Source organism: Vibrio atlanticus, assembly GCF_024347315.1.
GTDB classification, from domain to species: Bacteria; Pseudomonadota; Gammaproteobacteria; order Enterobacterales; family Vibrionaceae; genus Vibrio; species Vibrio atlanticus.
In genome coordinates, this window is the sequence record NZ_AP025460.1 from 2,586,192 (window position 1) to 2,604,530 (window position 18,339).

Sequence of the window (18,339 nt, forward strand, 5' to 3'; positions counted from 1 at the left end):
CTTGGTGTGATTTTCACCACGCTTTTTTTCTTAATTTCGGTCGAGTACACTAGAGATGTTTGCTATTTAACCAAATTCACATGTGACCCAATTTAAATATGACTATTGAATCTGTTCCTCGCTCTGGCTTTGGCTATTTTATTTTCGGAATTAAAATTGCCTTATCGCCGAGTATCCGTAAGTTTGTACTGCTTCCTCTTATCGCTAACGTGTTACTTGTGGGCGGTGCTTTATTTTATATTTTCTCCAACTTAAACACTTGGATTGAAGGCTGGATTGGTGCATTGCCAAGTTTCTTGTCGTGGTTGTCATATATCCTATGGCCACTACTTGTGTTAACCGTTTTGGCCACGTTTTCGTATTTCTTCAGTACACTCGCTAACTTTATTGCCGCGCCTTTCAACGGATTACTCGCGGAAAAAGTCGAAGAACTGCTGAGTGGTAAAAAAGTCAATGATGATGGTTTACTGGATGTACTTAAAGACACCCCTCGTATTTTAGCAAGAGAATGGCGCAAGCTTGTCTATATCCTGCCAAAAGCGATCGGTTTGTTCCTACTTTTGTTAATTCCAGCGCTAGGACAAACTGTTGCACCGTTTTTATGGTTCATTTTCACTGCATGGATGTTAGCTATTCAGTACGCTGACTACCCATTCGACAACCATAAAATCAAGTTCGATGACATGAGAAATAATTTGAAACAAAAGCAAGGTAAGAGCTACAGCTTCGGCGCACTTGTTTCCGTGTTTACTACCATTCCAGTTTTAAACCTGATTGTGATGCCAGTTGCCGTCTGCGGCGCTACTGCAATGTGGGTTGCAGAGTTTAAAGACCAAGCCCTACGCTCTCGTCTATAGCTATCGCCTATAGTTCTACAGCCTGCTCTAACAACGCCTATCTTTTTGAAGTTCTGATTTCAATAAAGATAGGCGTGAATCCTGCGACATCTCTATATGATATAACTTTTTAATCCTTTTACCTTTTTTTCAACTTGTTTAATCTAAATTCAAGCTAAACAAACATCGAAAGACACTAGACGGTAAATTGGTAGATATACTACGTTTAGTTCTGTCATTAAATGAAGGAATATCGCATGAGCAAGATCTACGAAGACAACACCCTAACGATTGGTAACACACCTCTAGTCCGCCTAAACAAAGTAAGCAAAGGTAACGTCCTAGCTAAGATCGAAGCTCGTAACCCAAGCTTCAGCGTTAAGTGTCGTATCGGTTCAAACATGATCTGGGAAGCAGAAAAAGCAGGTACGCTTAAGCCAGGTATCGAGCTTGTTGAGCCTACCAGTGGTAATACAGGTGTTGCTCTTGCATTTGTTGCTGCAGCGCGCGGTTACAAGCTAACACTAACAATGCCTGAATCAATGAGCCTAGAACGTCGTAAGCTGCTTAAAGCTCTTGGCGCAAACCTAGTGCTAACTGAAGCACCAAAAGGTATGAACGGCGCGATTGCTAAAGCTGAAGAGATTGTTGCTTCAGACCCAGACAAGTATCTACTACTGCAACAATTCAACAACCCAGCGAACCCACAAATTCACGAGCAGACAACTGGCCCTGAAATTTGGGAAGCAACAGATGGTGAGATCGATGTGTTTGTAGCCGGTGTAGGTACAGGTGGCACTATCACTGGAACAAGTCGTTACATTAAAGGTGAAAAAGGCAAAGCCATCACTTCTGTAGCTGTTGAACCAGCAGAATCTCCAGTGATTGCACAGGCACTTGCAGGTGAAGAAATCAAACCAGCACCACACAAAATCCAAGGTATTGGCGCAGGTTTCATTCCTGGCAACCTAGATTTAGACATTATTGACCGTGTAGAGTCGGTAACTTCTGAAGAAGCTATTGAGATGGCTCAACGCCTAATGAAAGAAGAAGGTATCCTAGCGGGCATCTCATCTGGTGCAGCAGTAGTAGCAGCAAACAGAATTTCGGAACTGCCTGAATTTGCAGGGAAAACTATCGTTACTGTACTACCAAGCTCGGGCGAACGTTACCTTAGTACGGCCCTATTTGCTGGTATCTTTACGGAAAAAGAGAACCAACAATAATATGTGGTCAAATCAATTTTTCGTCCAAAAAAGCCCCATTTAGGGGCTTTTTTGTTGATCCCTGCCTCACCTTTGGTAATATCGGGTCTGTTTTATTTTTCGCTTCAAAATAAAAGAAGCAATAAACAAATTCTGAAAGTCATGAGTACTCAACAAAAGACGACCATGGCTGGATAAAAATTTATAACCAGTCTAAGTTCTAACACGAACATGGCGTACTAGCCTCTAGCGCATTTGAGCTAAAGCAGTTAAGCTAAATCTGGTTACAAACTTACAAAAAATAAATTAATTGGGGTATATAAAATGTACGAGAAGCAAGTAGAAATCACAGCAGAAAACGGTCTTCACACTCGTCCAGCTGCACAGTTTGTTAAAGAAGCAAAATCTTTCGACGCTGACATCACAGTGACTTCTAACGGCAAAAGCGCTAGCGCGAAAAGCCTGTTCAAACTACAAACTTTAGGCCTAGTAAAAGGTACTAACGTTACTATTTCAGCTGAAGGCCCTCAAGCTCAGCAAGCTGTAGACCACCTAGTTGCTCTTATGGATCAACTACACTAATACGGTCTCCTTCTTTCAAAGCCATTTTGCACAGCAAAGTGGCTTTGTTCGAAATAGATAGCAATTCGAAATAGATAGCAATAAGCGCGACATTAGTCGACGACTTAAAGTCACACATTCTCCCGTTTACAGTTGAACAACTAAGGTAAGGCTATGATTTCAGGCATCCTAGCATCTCCTGGTATTGCTTTCGGTAAAGCACTACTACTTCAAGAAGATGAAATTGTCCTAAACACTCAATCTATCTCAGACGATCAAGTTGAAGCAGAAGTTCAGCGTTTTTTTGACGCTCGTAACAAATCTTCTCAACAACTTGAAGTTGTAAAGCAAAAAGCACTTGAAACTTTTGGCGAAGAAAAAGAAGCAATCTTTGAAGGCCACATCATGCTGCTTGAAGATGAAGAGCTAGAAGAAGAGATTTTAGCACTCATCAAGAAAGACAAAATGCACGCAGACAACGCGATCTACACAGTGATCGAAGAGCAAGCTGTTGCACTTGAGTCGCTTGATGATGAGTACCTAAAAGAACGTGCGACTGATATCCGTGATATCGGTACTCGCTTCGTTAAAAATGCACTAGGCATCAACATTGTATCTCTAGCAGATATCAATGAAGAAGTTATCCTAGTTGCTTACGATTTAACGCCATCTGAAACGGCACAAATCAACCTAGACTACGTTCTTGGTTTTGCTTGTGACATCGGCGGTCGTACATCTCATACTTCAATCATGGCACGTTCACTTGAGCTTCCAGCTATCGTTGGTACTAACGATATCACTAAGCAAGTTAAAAACGGCGACATGCTTGTGCTAGACGCGATGAACAACAAGATCATCATCAACCCTTCTGACGCTGAATTAGCAGAAGCTAAGAAAATCAAATCTGATTTCGAAGCAGAAGCAGTTGAACTAGCAAAACTAAAAGATTTACATGCTGAAACTCTAGACGGTCACCGTGTAGAAGTTTGTGGCAACATCGGTACAGTAAAAGACTGTGACGGTATTCTGCGTAACGGCGGTGAAGGCGTTGGTCTGTACCGTACTGAATTCCTATTCATGGACCGTACTGCACTTCCTACTGAAGAAGAGCAATACGTTGCTTACAAAGAAGTAGCGGAAGCAATGGAAGGCGAGTCAGTGATTATCCGTACTATGGATATCGGTGGCGATAAAGACCTACCATACATGGACCTTCCACAAGAGATGAACCCTTTCCTAGGCTGGCGTGCAGTACGTATCAGCTTGGATCGTCGTGAAATTCTACGTGACCAACTACGTGGTATCCTACGTGCATCTGCACACGGTAAACTACGCATCATGTTCCCAATGATCATTTCTGTTGAAGAGATCCGTGAACTGAAAAAAGCAATCGAAGAGTACAAAGTTGAACTTCGCGTTGAAGGCCTAGCTTTCGATGAAGAAATCGAAATCGGCGTAATGGTTGAGACTCCAGCAGCCGCTGCAATCGCACACCACCTAGCGAAAGAAGTATCTTTCTTCTCTATCGGTACTAACGACCTAACGCAATATACACTTGCGGTAGACCGTGGTAACGAAATGATTTCTCACCTATACAACCCACTATCTCCAGCGGTTCTTCTTGTTATCAAGCAAGTAATCGATGCTTCTCACAAAGAAGGTAAATGGACAGGTATGTGTGGCGAACTAGCAGGTGATGAGCGTGCAACTCTACTTCTTCTTGGTATGGGTCTAGATGAGTTCTCTATGAGCGGTATCTCTATCCCTAAAGTTAAGAAAGTAATCCGTAACTCTAACTTCGCTGAAGTTAAAGCTATGGCTGACGAAGCACTATCTCTACCTACAGCTGCAGAAATTGAAGCTTGTGTAGAAAAGTTCATCGCTGAGAAAACTCAGTAATCACCAAGAGCTTAATGAAGTTAGACGGCTAAAAATAGTCGTCTAATTTGTTAGATTGGTATAGTATATTCTACAGAATAAAACTAAACGTTAGGAGCATGACACAATGGGTCTGTTTGACAAACTGAAAAAGCTTGTATCTGATGACAGCGCTGATGCTGGTGCAATCGAAATCATCGCACCTCTTTCTGGTGAAATCGTAAACATCGAAGACGTGCCAGATGTAGTTTTCGCTGAAAAAATCGTTGGTGATGGCATTGCTATCAAACCAGCTGGCGATAAAATGGTAGCTCCAGTTAACGGTACTATCGGTAAAATCTTCGAAACTAACCACGCATTCTCTATCGAGTCTGACGACGGTATTGAGCTTTTCGTTCACTTCGGTATCGATACTGTTGAACTTAAAGGCGAAGGCTTCACTCGTGTTGCTGAAGAAGGTCAATCTGTTAAAGCTGGTGACACAATCATCACTTTCGACCTTGCGCTTCTAGAAGAGAAAGCAAAATCTACGCTTACTCCAGTTGTTATCTCTAACATGGACGAAATCAAGGAGCTAAACAAGCTTTCTGGTTCTGTAACTGTTGGCGAAACTCCAGTTCTTAAAGTAACTAAGTAATCCCGATTACTTATCTGCTTTAATTAAAACGCTACCTAAGGGTAGCGTTTTTTGTGCCTGCTATATTTGTCGAGTTCCTTAACCGACGGTTCTGACTGCCGCTCTTCACCTCATTGTAGACAGCCCCTCAATAAGCCACAGCAATACCAATCCTTAATTGCCAACTAACCGCCCTACTTTGTTATTAAACCAAGTTAAACGCCATCCTAGGCGCTGAACCTGCATGTTAGATCATGCGGTATGACTTCAGGTAGACAACAGATCTCTGATATCTCGCTCAGCTCGATTTAGAGATGACGAATGTTGACCACATTACTTATTCCTGGTTATTCACCTATGTGAAAGGCAGTTAGCGCTATCTAGTTTATTATCTTTCGACCACAACAAGAGCCTAATGTCTAATCCGAATCAAGCCTCGACCAAAAGCAGATTCCTGATACCTCGCTCTGCTCGGTTCTGGAATGACGAAAGGCTGCTTCAATGCAATAGATGATGGAAGTATCATTTCCCGGTCCCGTTATTCCCTACAGCGAGGGACGAGCGTGATAGGGAATCGCGCTTTTGCTACTTTCAGCATTACGGCACTTTTCCAAATTCACCTTCGCTAAATAACAGGCAATAAAAAACCCAGCCGAAGCTGGGTTTGTTTAGCGCTCATCTCTCACCACGAGCTAATTTGTGGAAGCCTAACGTTGACGCTTGTGATCAACAACGCTTAAAGTCAACGTGGCCTTTCAACCGATTAGCCTAGTAGGCTAAGTGCTGAGTTTGGAGCTTGTTTCGCTTGCGCAAGAATTGAACTTGAAGCCTGTGAAAGAATCTGAGACTTAGTCATGTTAGTCGTTTCTTTCGCGAAATCGGTATCTTTGATACGGCTCTTAGATGCATTAACGTTCTCGTTGATGTTGTCTAAGTTGTTAATTGCGTGGTCGAAACGGTTTTGGAAAGCACCCAGTTCAGCACGGTGGCTATCTACATATTTAAGTGCCGCATCGATAACAGCTACAGATTCTTGAGCGCCACCAACAGACGTTACGTCGATAGTATCAACCGTTACTTGCTTACCCTCTAGAGTTTTTGGGTCCTCAGGTTTCGCACCTGCTTGCATGCCTAATTCATCTGATAAAGCACCAGAAAATGCAATTTCTCCATCAACTTTATTGTTGCCAGCGAAGATTTGCAGTTTACCTTCTTCATCAATTGATGCTTTTACTAGGTCTTGTTGACCGTTAATGTAAGTCGCTAGCTCTTCAATATCATCGCCAGCTTTAGCAGAGATGTTGATTTCTCGTTGGTCACCGAAGCTGTCTTTTAATGACATGGTTAAGTCATTCGCACCAGCTTTCACGCCCCAATCTTTACCTTTAGCTTCTGTAAATTGGTAGCTGCTGCCGCCCATTTGGTCGTTATCAGAACGCATGTCTTTCAGTTGAAGCATTACTGCCTCACCATTGTCTGCACCAATTTGGAATGACTTAGTACCGTGAGTACCGTTAAGCAGCTTGTTGCCACCAAAAGAGGTTGTTTCAGCGATACGATTTAATTCATCATTAAGCGCCGTTACTTCTTCTTGGATTGCTACACGGTCAGATTTAGTATTTGAACCGTTTGTTGATTGCAAAGACAAATCACGCATACGTTGTAGAATGTTTGATGTTTCATTCATCGCACCTTCTGCTGTTTGAGCGATAGAGATACCATCGTTCGCGTTACGTACAGCAACATCAAGACCGCGGCTCTGAACGTTCAAACGGTTCGAGATTTGTAGGCCAGCAGCGTCATCTTTTGCGCTGTTGATTTTAGAACCTGAAGATAGACGTTCCATTGATGTTTGTTGAGCGCTGTTTGCACTGTTTAGGTAACGTTGTGCTGTCATTGCTGATACGTTGGTATTTACATTCACTGCCATGGTGATTTCTCCAATTGATTTTCCGGTATAGCGGCTTCCGACGTCTCGGAAAACCAAGTAGTTATCTCTAAGTTACTTTTAATAACGGCGTGAATGCTGAAACCTTTAGAAAAAAAGCAACAAAATTAAAGAAATAGCGAGAAAGGATAAGAAAGCGTGACTGGCAGTGAAATTATCAAAAAAAGATGAGAAAAAGGCTAAAGTTGTCGAAAAGTCAGCCGGGGGAAATATTGTATTTTAATTAACCAAAGGACTTTAGTTAACCGAGAATACCTTTATAAGAATTGACCTAATTTATTAGCCTAGCAGCGTTAAAGCTAAGTTCGGCGCTTGCTTAGCTTGAGCTAAAATAGTGGTACTGACTTGCTGCAGTATTTGTTGTTTGAGCATTTGAGTGGTTTCTTTGGCGTAGTCTGTATCTTTGATTCGACTGTTTGATGCCCCCAAGTTCTCATGAACATTTTCAAGGTTATTAATCGCATGATCAAAGCGGTTTTGCATCGCCCCGAGTTCAGAACGGTGACTATCAACATACTTCATCGCTGTATCCAAAATAGACACGGCGCGCTGTGCTCCACCAACATCAGTGACATTAATATCATCGACTGACTCGTAATAACCCGCCGACATCGAAAGCTCACTGGCTAACGAGCCTGAGAAAGAGATCGTGCCTGCCGTGTCTTCGCCTGACATGTAGATCTGAAGCTGCCCTTCATCATTGACGGAAGCCGAAACCAGATCCGTTTGACCATTGATATAAGTCGCTAGCTCTTCAATGTCATCGCCCGCCTTGGCATTAATGTTGATCTCTTGAGGCTGACCAAAACGATCGGTAAACGCCATCGTCATATCTGTCTGGTTGGATTTAACTTCCCACGAGTCACTTGCCATGCCATTGGCAACATAGCTAAAGCCGCCCATGTTGATATCATCGGTGCGCATGTTTTTCAAACCTATCTGCACCGCCTCACCAGAGCTACCACCGATTTGAAATGACGAGCTACCAAAACTGCCGTTAAGGAGCTTTTTCCCACCAAATGAAGTGGTTTCCGCAATTCGGTTCAACTCATCATTTAAGGCGGTTACTTCTTCTTGAATAGCCGTCCTTTCCGATTGGCTATTCGAACCATTAGTCGCTTGCAGTGACAGGTCTCGCATGCGTTGCATGATATTGGTGGTTTCATTCATCGCCCCTTCTGCTGTCTGCATAATGGAGATACCGTCGTTAGCATTTCGAACCGCAACATCGATGCCGCTCATCTGTGCTTCTAATCGATTGGAGATTTGTAAGCCAGCAGCATCGTCCTTTGCACTATTAATACGACTCCCTGAAGCCAAGCGCTCCAAAGATTGGTTCAGCATGTTATTGGCATTAGAGAGATTCCTCTGAGCCACTAATGCTGAAACATTCGTATTAACAGTTATAGCCATAGACCTTCACTTACAAAAAGATGAATAAAACTTACGATTGCTCTTGTATCGACCTATTTATATAAAACTTTAAAAAAAAGGAGCCATGAGGCTCCCTTTGTTTATTCTATTTGAGACGACTTACTTAATCGTTAGTACACTCAACATCTCAGCTGAAGGAGCAAAGTAGTAAGCGCCAGTAACGGCTTTAGTAAAGCGAAGCAGTTGGTCTGTTTTGCCATCTGTTTCGCCGTACATACTCTCTAACATCGCATCAAAATTATGACGAACGTTACAGTAAGCAATGAACAGTAAGCCGTGATCGCCCGTTGCTGTGCCGTAAGGCAGGCTATGACGAACGATTTTAAGACCCTTGCCTTCTTCTTTGATATCCACACGGCCAACGTGAGACGCCGCTGGAACATCATCTAGCTCGATCGAATCTGGCTTAGTACGGCCAACCACTTTCTCTTGTGCCGATACGTTTAATCGGTTCCAAGCAGGTAGGTTATGCACAAAACGTTGCACCATTACGTAGCTACCACCCGCGAATTCACCTTCAGGCACAATCGCCACTTCAGCGCGCTGTGCATCTTTCGGGTTTTCAGTGCCATCAACGAAATCAGTCATGTCACGTGAGTCTAGGAAACGGTAACCGTAAGTTTCATCAACCACTTCCACGTCCGCAGCTACTTCAGATAGCAATTTACGTAGGATGAAGAAGTGTAGGTCATGTCGGTTTGAATGACAGTGAATCAGAACATCAGACAGTGTGCTCGGTGCTGTGATATCACCTTCACCAAGCGTAGGAAAATCAATTAGATCAGAGGGAGCAGCTTGCTCAAACTTATCCCAAAAAGCTTTTGAGAACGCTACCGACGCCGTTAGGTTCGCATCAGGTTGAGTTTGGTTTAGCTCGTCGATTAGAGTCGGAAGCTTTTGAATTTCTGCTAGTACATTAGCAGTATTAGCGTTCACTTTAAGTTGAACGTAAAGAGCGAAAGGCCCAGCTTCAGGCAAAATAGCACTTTGAACGTTAGGCTGCTCATTTGAAACATTAAGCATAGATTATTCCTTCCAGTTTTAGCTTCTAAGTATAATTGTGAATGGTACAAATGTTTTGATGAGAATCAGTCTTCGTGCTCAACCACTTTAAAGCAATCCCTAGCGGCATGGCTATTGGTTAAATAAAGCGCTAACCAGAGGAGCAATAATAGGGTGATAGCATTTGACCAACGGAACCATCCGTTATCCAAATAGATTAGATAAATTGTGTGGGAGCCCTGTGCCAAGATAGCTATCATGGTAACCCAACGCCCCCATGACACGACTTTGTTAAGGCGCTTTCTATCTGGAGATCTTAGTCCAAACAACCACATCAATAACAAACTAGGGACACTCAACGCAATCCCGACATAAAACATCTGGTGGTCTGGATAGATGGTCTCAAGAATATCCGTTCCCGACTCTCGGCTTGCGCCCGCAACAATGAAAACGACCAAAGCTTTCGCAAGAAACAGCCAACCTAACCATAATAAGATTGGGGCTTTCAAAAAGCCGTGTTTATCGTATTGTTCTATGGAGTACCGCACAACTCTCACTTTCACTTGTTTTCAAACCAACACTTTAACGCAAATCATTCATACTTAACTAGGTTTGCGTTATCTTATTGGTTAATCCGTTTTAATTGTCGAACTCAGTATGAAAAAGAAAACTAATACACCGTCTGTTGAATCTCAACAAGAAGCACTGAAGATAGCCAAAGCGACGCAAAAGCCAGCTCAAACCAAAGAACAAACAAAATTAATTGCTCAAGGTATCGAAAAAGGCATCGCACTTTATAAGAAACAGCAAAAAGAACGCAGCCGCCAAGCCGATAAAGCAAGAAAACGCGTACAGAAAGAGAAGCAAACTCAACAAACTAATCTAGACGAAGAGAACAATGTAGACACAATTGTTGAAACAACATCAAATCACGCCAACAAATTGCCGTGGTTACTATTGATCGCAAGCTGGGTAGGTTTCGCGATTTATTTGATGAAATAGCAGGATAAATGTATGAAAAAGGAATTAGTCGCTTTAGCTATGACAGGCATATTAGTCGGGTGCACGACACCGACAACAGTCCCACATAGCGAATCTGACCAAGTACAAATGGATTACCACGGACTGATTGATATCAACGAGTGCGAATATAAAGGGGAAGTCACCGGCAGCGAAGGTCACTGGTATAGTTACCTGTTTTACCCGAACGACACTCTAATTCAAGGCGCAATGAATGAGCTAAAGTCCAATGCTATTGGATTAGGTGCGGACACCGTAATTTTCACACTTCCCCAAGATTTTGCGACTTCCGTAACCATGTTGGGCACCGCTTATCGGTGTCGCTAATTCGACTTATCGGTAATCGGTAAGGAGAAGAAAGAAGAAAGAAGAAAGAAGAAAGAAGAAAGCCAGCTTTCGCTGGCTTATGCACTAAATCCAAGGCTTGTTGCTATATCGCCTTTACGCTGGATAACCCATTGACTGTCAAATGGCCCCCAGTCGGATAATTGGTAATAGCCATCATTATGACGTCGCCCATCTTGAACAAACATAAGTTCAATACCGATCCCCGGTAACGCCTTGAGTACATCTTGAATAGTACGACGAGGCCACCCCGTTTTTTCGATGAGTTTAGGCACATTTGGCCTATCAAGGCTTTCCACTAACAATGCTAAATATAGCCGCCTTGCAAAAACAGGACTCAACTCCATTGACACCTCCTATATATGTGCAACTCAATTATTTCTTTTTTTGCTGACAACATGTTGAGGCTGATCAATAAGTCTCCAATAGTGACATTTTCTTACTGTTTTTTTTCACTCTATGAAATATTCCTCACTCTATTTTGTCTGAATTGCCGCTTCCTGATAGGATTCAACTCATAACAACGAAATAAAATCACCCAAAGGAAGAATAATGACTATCACTATGTTTGGCATTCCGAATTGCGACACCATCAAAAAAGCAAAAAAATGGCTAGAAGCTGAAGGTATCGAGTTCGAATTTCACGATTATCGCAAACAAGGCATCACTGAAGAGTTAGTAACAAGCTTCTGTTCAGAGCTTGGGTGGGAGCTTGTGCTAAACAAACGTGGTACGACTTATCGCCAACTTTCTCAAGAGCAAAAAGACACATTAACGGAAGAAAAAGCCGTAATTCTGCTTGTTGAACAACCAGCAATGATCAAGCGCCCTATCTTGAAAGTCGATGGCAAGCTTCATATTGGCTTCAAAGCTGATCAATACGCTGCTATTTTTGCGTAATCAGCTGTATTAGAACAGATAACAAAGCGTTGAACTTCCCCTGTTCAACGCCTGAAATTAATGACTAGACGTTTAATTTAAACAAGGAACTCAAGGATGACAGACAGCCCAACTTTGGCTCTGGCAAAAGACCTAATCAGCCGTCAATCGGTAACACCAGAAGATGCAGGCTGCCAAGACCTGATGATTGAACGCTTAAAAGCGCTAGGTTTCGAAATCGAAGTGATGGTATTTGAAGATACGACGAACTTCTGGGCTCGCCGTGGTACCGAAGCCCCCCTATTTGCTTTTGCTGGTCACACTGATGTAGTGCCTGCTGGCCCAATTGAGCAGTGGAACACTAAGCCATTTGAACCGACTATCGTAGATGGTTTCCTGCACGGTCGCGGCGCGGCAGATATGAAAGGTTCTCTGGCTTCAATGATTGTTGCTGTCGAGCAATTCATTGCCAAACACCCAGACCACACAGGCTCAATCGGTTTCTTGATCACTTCAGATGAAGAAGGCCCTTTCATCAACGGTACAGTACGTGTTGTTGAAGCTCTGATGGCGCGCGGTGAAAACATCGATATGTGTATCGTTGGTGAACCATCGAGCACTGAGTTCGTGGGTGATGTTGTGAAGAATGGCCGTCGTGGCTCTATCACTGGCGACCTAACGATTAAAGGTACACAAGGTCATGTTGCCTACCCTCACCTTGCGAACAACCCGGTACACAGCTCGCTGCTTGCAATCAACGAGTTAGCAACGACTGAGTGGGACAAAGGTAATGATTACTTCCCACCAACCAGTTTCCAAATCCCAAATGTAAGCGCAGGTACGGGTGCTTCAAACGTGATTCCTGGTGAGTTTAATGTTCAGTTTAACCTGCGTTTTAGCACAGAGTTAAGCAACGACATCATCGTTGAGCGAATCACAACGACGCTCGATAAGTACGACTTCGAATACGATCTGAAATGGACCTTCAATGGCGACCCGTTCTTAACAGACGCAGGCTCATTGCTTGATGCTATTGTCGATGCCGTCGGTCATGTAAATGATGTTAAGCCTGCACTGCTTACCACAGGTGGTACATCTGACGGTCGCTTTATTGCTCGCATGAAAGGGCAAGTGGTAGAACTAGGCCCTGTGAACGCTACCATTCACAAGGTTAACGAATGCGTGAAAGTGGCGGATTTAGAGAAGCTAACTGACATGTACGAAAGAACATTAGTGAACCTGTTCGCTAAATAGTCTTTCATCGGCGATTCATAGCATCTAATTATTGTGAGACACGTTATGACACCAGAGCAGCTAACCGGACAATCAGATTCTCATCTAGAACCTAGCCTCATTGGCAGCAAAACCTTCTTGGTTCACAGTGAGGTCAAAGATGACCTAAACAATTTGATTGAAGCTGCTCAACTCGCGGGTTTCAAAATGGAGATTGCCAGTGGCTTTCGCGACTATGAAAGGCAATCTCTGATTTGGAACCGCAAGTTTTCTGGTGAAGCACAGATATTAGACTCAGAAAGCCAACCACTGGATGCTTCAACACTCAGTGAACATCAAAAGTTGTCGGCGATTCTTAGGTGGTCTGCGCTTCCCGGAGCGAGTCGTCACCATTGGGGTTGTGACTTTGATGTCTTTGCTCGTAATCACTTACCTGAGGGGACTCAGCTACAACTGGAACCATGGGAATACCTCACTGGCCACCAGCAAGTGTTTTACCAATGGCTGTCTGCCAACGCATCTCAGTTTGGATTCTTCTTTCCTTACAGCCAAGACCTTGGTGGTGTGGCGATAGAACCTTGGCATATAAGCCACCGTAAAGTTTCACAGTTGTGTTTATCACAGTTATCTCCCACTTTACTTGGCAAGCAACTCCAATCTAAGCCAATATTAGGGTATGAAATTATTGCGGAGCAGCTAGACGAGATCTATGCGCGCTTCGTGGCGAATATCAGTCATTAGGAGCGCTTATGTTAGAGTGGCTTACAAACCCTTGGGTTATCATCATCATCGTGGTTAGCGTTGTGGTGGGTAATATTGCTGCGCTCAAACAGACCGCTAATATGGATCTGACAGGTCGTAACAAAACAGAAAAAGACTTAGACAAGCTCAATCAATTGGATAAACAGAACCAAGAGAAAGCTCAAAAAGATGAGTCTACTGACACCAAAAATACTTAGCCTAACGCCCTTGATGCGCTAGCCCCAACAAATCAGGCGCGAGTGACTCCTTGTTAGCGAAATGACAAAATAAATTGACAACAGGCACATAAAACACTGACTAACAAACATAAAAAAGAGGACATTGTATGTCCTCTTTTTTTCTTCTAAATTTGCTCAGGGCTTATTCAGATTTTGCTTCTTTCTTGTCTTTGGTTTGGTCTGCAACGTGTGCCAATACCGGTACCATTGACTTAAGTAGCTCTTCTTCTACAGGCTTACCTGTTGCATCCGTTACGTTAATCGATGTACGGTTGCCAAGATCACCAAATAAGAAGGTGTAAGTACCTGGCGCTAAGTCAATAGGCTGTAGGCCAATCTCTTCCCAGAATTCATCATCTGGCGCTGCATACTTAGCTTTCACTGTACCTTGAGACTGATTACGCTCTTCAAGTTCGAAGCCCATCGTCGGTAGCAAGGTAGGTAGACGTTGCCACAATACGTTATATGGCGTACGAGCAATGATCACAGGGAAACCACTGCGGTCCGAACCCATTGAGATAGGAATACGTTTCACCAACTCTTGCGCTTTCAACGCAGCTTCAGCACGAAGGTTGGCATCGTATTTAGCCATCACTAGATTCGTTAAGAACGCGTTGTAACGCTCTTTATTGGTTGCCGATACTGGTTTCTCTTCAGAACCTTCACGCCAATCAATCAGATTAATCTTGAAGCCATGGCGATTGTTCGCTTGGAAACGAGAGATAGAGTAGCGGCTACCAATCTCGACTTCTTCATCTTCAGAAACCCACGTAACCCAATCAGTCTCAATGTCATTTTCTGACTGTTCACGAATGCCGATATTACGCTGGGTCAGCATATCTACAGCCGTTTGCCATACTCGGTCAGCCTCTTCAGCACGAAGGAGCCATAACGTCACTTCACCATTTTGACGCTCAGTACGAGCACCTGGGATCAGTTCAAGAACCTGTTGAGGAGGACGAATATCCACTTGACGACCGGTACCACCACTGAATTCACCGTTTGGGATATCAAAGTTTGGGTAAAACTGAGGCTGAGCATCTTCAGGCAATTGCCATTGTGAAAACTCAGGTGTTTCTAAGTATTCAAAATCATCTTTGGCTTGGCGACGTTGAGTCGGGCTGCCAGAACATGCTGTAAGAACGAAAACAGCCAGTGAACCGATCACTAGCTGGTGAGAATACTTCATTTATACTCCTAAATGCCGAAGGTTCGCTTCGGCATTGCTTTATACGTTTTTAGTAAATGCACGCTTCAGTCATTGCTTGAGCAACAACAGGTTGAGCTGGTTTTGACAGTTCAGTCAGTGGTAGACGTAAGCCACCTTCAGCAATCAGACCCATTTTGTGAACCGCCCATTTTACGGGAATAGGGTTAGACTCAACGAACAAATTCTTATGTAGAGGCATCAAACGCTCATTGATCGCTTCAGCTTCCTCAAACTTGCCTTCCTTCGCTAGCTTGAACATAGTCGCCATATCAGCAGCTGCAACATTGTTCGTTACAGAGATCACGCCATCGCCACCACGCTTAACAAATTCAAGACCAGTTAAGTCATCACCACTTAGTAAGATAAAGTCTTCGCCACAAAGTTCACGGTGAATTGCAATTCTTTCGAGATCACCAGTCGCATCTTTAAGTGCAACGATGTTTTCGATCTCGGCAAGACGAGCAACCGTTTCTGGCAACAAGTCTACCGCAGTGCGACCAGGTACATTGTAAAGGATCTGTGGAACGTCACTGACTTCAGCAATTGCTTTGTAATGTTGGTACAAACCTTCTTGAGTCGGTTTGTTGTAGTACGGTGTTACACTCAGGCAACCAGCAATACCAGAACCATTGAGCAAACGGCTGAAAAGTACAGATTCGTGAGTTGCGTTTGCACCCGTACCAGCAATAACAGGAATACGGCCATCAGCAAATTCAACGACCTTATTGACGACTTTGACATGCTCTTCAATAGTGAGTGTTGAAGACTCACCAGTTGTGCCAACCGCAACCAGACCATCACTACCTGCTGCAACATGGTGATCAACTAACTTTTTAAGGCTGTCGAAATCCACTTCACCATCTGTATTAAATGGTGTAACTAGCGCAACGATACTTCCTGAAAACATGTCTATCTCCCTTAATTTATTCTTTTTGCATGTTACTGTAAGCCAATCAATAAACACAAGACATTAAAGTGGCTTACCAGCAACATCTGCAGTAAATATTGTCGTATGTTTGAGGTAAAACGACTTATAACCGCGTTCGACCTAGAATTTGGGTAACCTACACTCAATCTAGCGAATAGCTCAGCACTCGATGTCAGTAACAAGTAAGCAATGCTCTCACACCACTCTTTGAATTTTGAACACTCTAAATATTCCTATTACTTGTTACATATTTGAAGCAAAGTGCCTCATAAAAGCCCCAAGCACACACTTATTCCTCTAGCTAACTGTGCTAACATGCATGAATCAATGGAATATAAGAGACGTGATTTTATGACTCAACATCTAGTAATCACAGCTGTGGGCACAGATCGCCCAGGTGTATGCAACCAAGTGGTTCATTTAGTCACCCAATCAGGCTGTAACATTATTGATAGCCGTATCGCTCAATTTGGCGAAGAATTTACGCTTATCATGCTACTGTCTGGAAAGGCAAACAACATCACCCGCGTTGAAACCACCCTGCCCTTGCTTGGACAAGAGCACGACTTGATTACGATTATGAAGCGAACCTCAACTCATGATGTTATTGAGAACTCTTACACAGTAGAGGTGTTCGTTGAGTCAGACGATAAAATCGGCCTTACCGAGCAGTTTACCCAGTTCTTCGCAGACCGAAACATCGGCCTCGATTCGTTAAGTGCGCGAACCATCAATAAGTCGAAGGTTCAGCTCGACAACGACCAATTCCATATCTCTATTACCGCTTCTGTGCAATCAGAATGTAATTTGATGCAGCTACAAGAAGAATTCGACGCGCTGTGTCAGAGCCTATCCGTACAAGGCTCGCTCAACTTTATCAAAAACAGTTTTTAAAAAGGAAATATCATGAATACGCTAACGGCTGGTGTTCCAGCACCTGCTTTTTCTCTTCCAGATCAAGATGGCAATATCGTATCTCTTGGTGACTTCAAAGGTAAAAAAGTCCTTTTCTATTTTTACCCTAAAGCAATGACTCCAGGTTGTATTGTGCAAGCAGAAGGCCTGCGTGATATCAAAGCACAGCTTGATGATCTGAATGTGGTTGTTTTAGGTGTGAGTGTTGACCCAGTTAAACGCCTACCAAATTTCGTTGCGAAGAAATCTCTGAACTTCACACTTCTATCTGATGAAGACCACAGTGTTGCTGAACAGTTTGGTGTTTGGGGCGAGAAGTCCTGTATGGGTAAAGTGTACGATGGTCTGCACCGTATTAGCTTTCTAATTGATGAAGAAGGTCAGATTGAACATGTCTTCAACAAGTTCAAAACAAAGACTCACCACGAAGTGGTTTTAGATTACTTCAACCCAGAAGCTTAATGTTGTTTCTAGTGAGTTGATGACCTAATTTCATACCTAGATGATCTAAGTTCACAATGGACTAATCCAAATACAAAAAGGCCGAATATCATGGATATTCGGCCTTTTTAATATTTCATCAATATGACAAGCGCGACTATACTCTCCAGACCAATATAGAACTTGATATTGAAAAATCATGTTGAAGAAATAAATATGCTATTGGCAACTCAAAGTTTTTATTCCTAAGCCTAGCAAATGTCTTTCTACATCAAAACAAACATTGAATCAGGTAAGAAAGAAATTATTGGTTGTCTTTTAATTGCTTCATGCTTTGAATATACAATTCATAGGTATATACATCATCTTCGTCGCCAGTTTCAGCAAACCTTCTAAAGAGATCTCCTGCCAATTCTAAATCTTCTGAATTTTCATCTTCGATTAGGATAAAGGCTAGCTCTCTTGACGCATAGTTTTCATCCAATTTATAAGATTTTTTAAGATATTTTTTGGCTTTTATATGCCAATCTAAAGGCGGTTCTTTTGATTTTGTAAACTTCCAATAATAACTCTTGCCAAGGATAATCATCTGGTCAGGATCATTTTCACTATAAAAAGGACTTGACTCAATAATATCTATTGATTTATCTAAATCTTGAACAAAACCGTCCCCATGGTAATAAATACTTGCTTCGATCAAAAAAGCATAGTTCTCGTTTTTTTTAGAGATAACTGCTAACCTCTCGAGGAACTTAGTTTTGCTATAATAATGACTTAGATAATCGATATTATCCAAGTATAAAAATATCCCATCAACAACCTTAGAGTCTTCTTCTGAAGTAAAATCATCCATGAAGCAGTTCTCTAACTCCTTCGCACATGAATACTTGTTCTGAGCGTTGACCCAG

General features: G+C 42.8%; 21 protein-coding genes. 13 read left to right on the forward strand and 8 right to left on the reverse strand.

What is annotated here, in order from left to right; translation table 11 throughout:
* Nucleotides 1-98 precede the first annotated feature (98 nt).
* From cysZ to crr, 5 genes are all read left to right on the forward strand, one after another.
* The gene (gene cysZ / locus OCV30_RS11455; protein ID WP_012604561.1) at nt 99-857 is read left to right on the forward strand and encodes a sulfate transporter CysZ; all 759 of its coding nucleotides are present in this window, start codon (nt 99-101) and stop codon (nt 855-857) included.
* A 236-nt stretch (nt 858-1,093) separates the two neighbouring features.
* Nucleotides 1,094-2,062 (forward strand): cysteine synthase A, encoded by a 969-nt coding sequence (gene cysK / locus OCV30_RS11460; RefSeq protein ID WP_012604562.1) that lies wholly within the window; start codon nt 1,094-1,096, stop codon nt 2,060-2,062.
* Between the two features lie 303 nt (nt 2,063-2,365).
* Nucleotides 2,366-2,623, forward strand: a complete 258-nt coding sequence (locus OCV30_RS11465) for an HPr family phosphocarrier protein (protein ID WP_004734263.1) — start codon at nt 2,366-2,368, stop codon at nt 2,621-2,623.
* A gap of 153 nt (nt 2,624-2,776) precedes the next feature.
* On the forward strand, nt 2,777-4,501 hold the full coding sequence (ptsI, locus tag OCV30_RS11470; RefSeq protein ID WP_065679052.1) for a phosphoenolpyruvate-protein phosphotransferase PtsI: 1,725 nt from the start codon (nt 2,777-2,779) through the stop codon (nt 4,499-4,501).
* Nucleotides 4,502-4,607: 106 nt separating this feature from the next.
* Entirely contained in the window at nt 4,608-5,117 is a 510-nt protein-coding gene (gene crr, locus OCV30_RS11475; protein ID WP_009847364.1) for a PTS glucose transporter subunit IIA, read from the forward strand.
* Between the two features lie 742 nt (nt 5,118-5,859).
* On the opposite strand, the gene OCV30_RS11480 is transcribed toward crr, so the two are convergent.
* From OCV30_RS11480 to OCV30_RS11495, 4 genes are all read right to left on the reverse strand, one after another.
* Entirely contained in the window at nt 5,860-7,026 is a 1,167-nt protein-coding gene (locus OCV30_RS11480) for a flagellin (RefSeq protein WP_065679053.1), read from the reverse strand.
* Nucleotides 7,027-7,323: 297 nt separating this feature from the next.
* Nucleotides 7,324-8,457, reverse strand: a complete 1,134-nt coding sequence (locus OCV30_RS11485; protein ID WP_017096843.1) for a flagellin — start codon at nt 8,455-8,457, stop codon at nt 7,324-7,326.
* Nucleotides 8,458-8,577: 120 nt separating this feature from the next.
* A complete protein-coding gene (locus OCV30_RS11490) occupies nt 8,578-9,501 on the reverse strand; it encodes a Dyp-type peroxidase (RefSeq protein ID WP_065679054.1) in 924 nt (307 codons plus the stop codon).
* 65 nt (nt 9,502-9,566) lie between these two features.
* Complete coding sequence (locus OCV30_RS11495; RefSeq protein WP_065679055.1) at nt 9,567-10,028, reverse strand: DUF2919 domain-containing protein; 462 nt, start codon at nt 10,026-10,028, stop codon at nt 9,567-9,569.
* A 109-nt stretch (nt 10,029-10,137) separates the two neighbouring features.
* Between OCV30_RS11495 and OCV30_RS11500 the strand changes: the two genes are divergently transcribed.
* Entirely contained in the window at nt 10,138-10,482 is a 345-nt protein-coding gene (locus tag OCV30_RS11500) for a DUF2956 domain-containing protein (RefSeq protein WP_012604567.1), read from the forward strand.
* Between the two features lie 12 nt (nt 10,483-10,494).
* Nucleotides 10,495-10,827 carry a DUF4156 domain-containing protein gene (locus tag OCV30_RS11505; RefSeq protein WP_017096840.1) on the forward strand — a complete coding sequence of 111 codons (333 nt, stop codon included), beginning with the start codon at nt 10,495-10,497 and terminating at the stop codon, nt 10,825-10,827.
* Nucleotides 10,828-10,904: 77 nt separating this feature from the next.
* On the opposite strand, the gene OCV30_RS11510 is transcribed toward OCV30_RS11505, so the two are convergent.
* A complete protein-coding gene (locus OCV30_RS11510; protein WP_004734273.1) occupies nt 10,905-11,192 on the reverse strand; it encodes a winged helix-turn-helix domain-containing protein in 288 nt (95 codons plus the stop codon).
* Nucleotides 11,193-11,397: 205 nt separating this feature from the next.
* On the opposite strand from OCV30_RS11510, the gene OCV30_RS11515 reads away from it, so the two are divergent.
* The 4 genes from OCV30_RS11515 (at nt 11,398) to OCV30_RS11530 (ending at nt 13,916) form a co-directional block, all read left to right on the forward strand.
* Entirely contained in the window at nt 11,398-11,745 is a 348-nt protein-coding gene (locus OCV30_RS11515) for an ArsC family reductase (RefSeq protein WP_012604570.1), read from the forward strand.
* 96 nt (nt 11,746-11,841) lie between these two features.
* A complete protein-coding gene (gene dapE, locus OCV30_RS11520) occupies nt 11,842-12,978 on the forward strand; it encodes a succinyl-diaminopimelate desuccinylase (protein ID WP_048616137.1) in 1,137 nt (378 codons plus the stop codon).
* 45 nt (nt 12,979-13,023) lie between these two features.
* Nucleotides 13,024-13,698: a M15 family metallopeptidase gene (locus OCV30_RS11525; RefSeq protein ID WP_065679056.1), complete on the forward strand. Its 675-nt coding sequence runs from the start codon at nt 13,024-13,026 to the stop codon at nt 13,696-13,698.
* 8 nt (nt 13,699-13,706) lie between these two features.
* Complete coding sequence (locus tag OCV30_RS11530) at nt 13,707-13,916, forward strand: DUF2897 family protein (protein ID WP_065679057.1); 210 nt, start codon at nt 13,707-13,709, stop codon at nt 13,914-13,916.
* A gap of 163 nt (nt 13,917-14,079) precedes the next feature.
* On the opposite strand, the gene bamC is transcribed toward OCV30_RS11530, so the two are convergent.
* Both bamC and dapA read right to left on the reverse strand, forming a co-directional pair.
* Nucleotides 14,080-15,126, reverse strand: coding sequence for an outer membrane protein assembly factor BamC (gene bamC / locus OCV30_RS11535; RefSeq protein ID WP_065679058.1), 1,047 nt, complete (start codon nt 15,124-15,126; stop codon nt 14,080-14,082).
* Between the two features lie 49 nt (nt 15,127-15,175).
* Entirely contained in the window at nt 15,176-16,054 is an 879-nt protein-coding gene (gene dapA, locus OCV30_RS11540; protein ID WP_009847376.1) for a 4-hydroxy-tetrahydrodipicolinate synthase, read from the reverse strand.
* Between the two features lie 372 nt (nt 16,055-16,426).
* Between dapA and OCV30_RS11545 the strand changes: the two genes are divergently transcribed.
* Together OCV30_RS11545 and bcp are read left to right on the forward strand one after the other, a co-directional pair.
* Complete coding sequence (locus OCV30_RS11545; RefSeq protein WP_009847377.1) at nt 16,427-16,969, forward strand: glycine cleavage system transcriptional repressor; 543 nt, start codon at nt 16,427-16,429, stop codon at nt 16,967-16,969.
* A gap of 12 nt (nt 16,970-16,981) precedes the next feature.
* On the forward strand, nt 16,982-17,452 hold the full coding sequence (bcp, locus tag OCV30_RS11550) for a thioredoxin-dependent thiol peroxidase (protein ID WP_065679059.1): 471 nt from the start codon (nt 16,982-16,984) through the stop codon (nt 17,450-17,452).
* Between the two features lie 283 nt (nt 17,453-17,735).
* Here the strand turns inward: bcp and OCV30_RS11555 are convergent, their stop codons facing one another.
* Complete coding sequence (locus OCV30_RS11555; RefSeq protein WP_141678289.1) at nt 17,736-18,284, reverse strand: hypothetical protein; 549 nt, start codon at nt 18,282-18,284, stop codon at nt 17,736-17,738.
* Between the last annotated feature and the right edge of the window lie 55 nt (nt 18,285-18,339).

Excerpts from the sequence above, each read along its gene's own strand:
- OCV30_RS11480 (WP_065679053.1), bottom strand. The coding sequence starts at position 7,026 with ATGGCAGTGAATGTAAATACCAACGTATCAGCAATGACAGCACAACGT.
- ptsI (WP_065679052.1), top strand. The coding sequence starts at position 2,777 with ATGATTTCAGGCATCCTAGCATCTCCTGGTATTGCTTTCGGTAAAGCA.
- OCV30_RS11515 (WP_012604570.1), top strand. The coding sequence starts at position 11,398 with ATGACTATCACTATGTTTGGCATTCCGAATTGCGACACCATCAAAAAA.
- OCV30_RS11505 (WP_017096840.1), top strand. The coding sequence starts at position 10,495 with ATGAAAAAGGAATTAGTCGCTTTAGCTATGACAGGCATATTAGTCGGG.
- crr (WP_009847364.1), top strand. The coding sequence starts at position 4,608 with ATGGGTCTGTTTGACAAACTGAAAAAGCTTGTATCTGATGACAGCGCT.
- OCV30_RS11490 (WP_065679054.1), bottom strand. The coding sequence starts at position 9,501 with ATGCTTAATGTTTCAAATGAGCAGCCTAACGTTCAAAGTGCTATTTTG.
- OCV30_RS11465 (WP_004734263.1), top strand. The coding sequence starts at position 2,366 with ATGTACGAGAAGCAAGTAGAAATCACAGCAGAAAACGGTCTTCACACT.
- OCV30_RS11555 (WP_141678289.1), bottom strand. The coding sequence starts at position 18,284 with ATGGATGATTTTACTTCAGAAGAAGACTCTAAGGTTGTTGATGGGATA.
- cysK (WP_012604562.1), top strand. The coding sequence starts at position 1,094 with ATGAGCAAGATCTACGAAGACAACACCCTAACGATTGGTAACACACCT.
- OCV30_RS11500 (WP_012604567.1), top strand. The coding sequence starts at position 10,138 with ATGAAAAAGAAAACTAATACACCGTCTGTTGAATCTCAACAAGAAGCA.
- OCV30_RS11525 (WP_065679056.1), top strand. The coding sequence starts at position 13,024 with ATGACACCAGAGCAGCTAACCGGACAATCAGATTCTCATCTAGAACCT.
- bamC (WP_065679058.1), bottom strand. The coding sequence starts at position 15,126 with ATGAAGTATTCTCACCAGCTAGTGATCGGTTCACTGGCTGTTTTCGTT.
- OCV30_RS11530 (WP_065679057.1), top strand. The coding sequence starts at position 13,707 with ATGTTAGAGTGGCTTACAAACCCTTGGGTTATCATCATCATCGTGGTT.
- OCV30_RS11510 (WP_004734273.1), bottom strand. The coding sequence starts at position 11,192 with ATGGAGTTGAGTCCTGTTTTTGCAAGGCGGCTATATTTAGCATTGTTA.
- bcp (WP_065679059.1), top strand. The coding sequence starts at position 16,982 with ATGAATACGCTAACGGCTGGTGTTCCAGCACCTGCTTTTTCTCTTCCA.
- OCV30_RS11545 (WP_009847377.1), top strand. The coding sequence starts at position 16,427 with ATGACTCAACATCTAGTAATCACAGCTGTGGGCACAGATCGCCCAGGT.
- dapA (WP_009847376.1), bottom strand. The coding sequence starts at position 16,054 with ATGTTTTCAGGAAGTATCGTTGCGCTAGTTACACCATTTAATACAGAT.
- cysZ (WP_012604561.1), top strand. The coding sequence starts at position 99 with ATGACTATTGAATCTGTTCCTCGCTCTGGCTTTGGCTATTTTATTTTC.
- dapE (WP_048616137.1), top strand. The coding sequence starts at position 11,842 with ATGACAGACAGCCCAACTTTGGCTCTGGCAAAAGACCTAATCAGCCGT.
- OCV30_RS11485 (WP_017096843.1), bottom strand. The coding sequence starts at position 8,457 with ATGGCTATAACTGTTAATACGAATGTTTCAGCATTAGTGGCTCAGAGG.